1 protein-coding gene is annotated in these 1,032 nt (G+C 39.2%); it reads right to left on the bottom strand.

Going from position 1 to position 1,032, the window contains the following annotated elements; genetic code table 11:
* Positions 1–15: 15 nt before the first annotated feature.
* Positions 16–936 carry an IS30 family transposase gene (locus HF966_RS08815; RefSeq protein ID WP_012268558.1) on the bottom strand — a complete coding sequence of 307 codons (921 nt, stop codon included), beginning with the start codon at positions 934–936 and terminating at the stop codon, positions 16–18.
* Positions 937–1,032: the final 96 nt, after the last annotated feature.

Raw genomic sequence — 1,032 nt, 5'->3', positions numbered from 1 at the left:
GGCAGATTGCAAGAATCATCCGAACACCGCATGTTTCTGAAAGACTTTTCGTGGTGATTGCCAGTTGAGCGTTTTCATTGGCCTGGCATTAATCCAATGATTAATTTGATCTAATTCTTTCTGACTGATGGTTTCAATTTTGCGTTCTTTTGGGATAAAACGACGGACATATCGATTTAGCACTTCATTACTACCACGTTCTTCTGGTGAATATGGGTGTGCAAAATACATCGGTATGCCTAGCTGTTCTTCTATTTCATCATATTTTGCAAACTCTCGACCGTGATCAACTGTAATTGATTTAGCATTTTTTATACCCTTGAAAAACCTAATAATAGCTGGTGTCACTGCCTGACTATTGCGCCCACTGACATGTCTCATGATATGTTGTCGACTCAATCGTTCTGTGATGGTCACTAAAACATCGCCACGTGTTTTACCAGATTGCATCGTATCAACTTCAAAATGACCAAATTCTTGTCTTAATTGGACAGCTTTTGGTCGTTTTTCAATTGAACGGCCATGAGCAAAAACACGTCTACGGCCGTCAGATTGACGTTTACGTCGAATACCTTTATCAGGTAAATCTGATAACTTAATTTTAAGCAAACCATGATGAATCCAGTTGTAGATGGTCTTGAAAGCAATACCCAATACATGAGCAGCCGTTTCTGGTGACCACTTCAAGATACCAATGTGATGGTTCAAAAAAGCTGATATTTCAGGTGTTAGGGTCGGATGGCGACCGTGTTTGTGCCGATTACACTGGGCTAAATGATGAGCCTGTTGTGCATTGTATGGTTTAATTCGATTTAACTCGTAGGTAATAGTTGCAGGAGAACGCTTTAAGAAACGGGCTATTTCTCGAGTTGAATGATTAAGTTTGATCATTGTTTCAATGACAGAACGTTCGTGAGCTGATAAACTAGAAGACATAAGCTGCAGATCCTTTATGGTTGATTTTAGTCAATTACCATTAAAGTCTCTGCAGTTTTTTTATGCAAGGTGTTCGGTTTAATTTTACAATCTGCC

Origin of the sequence: Leuconostoc holzapfelii (genome assembly GCF_012396485.1) — a bacterium.
Classification (GTDB): domain Bacteria; phylum Bacillota; class Bacilli; order Lactobacillales; family Lactobacillaceae; genus Leuconostoc; species Leuconostoc holzapfelii.
This window is presented reverse-complemented; position numbering and strand designations above follow the sequence as displayed.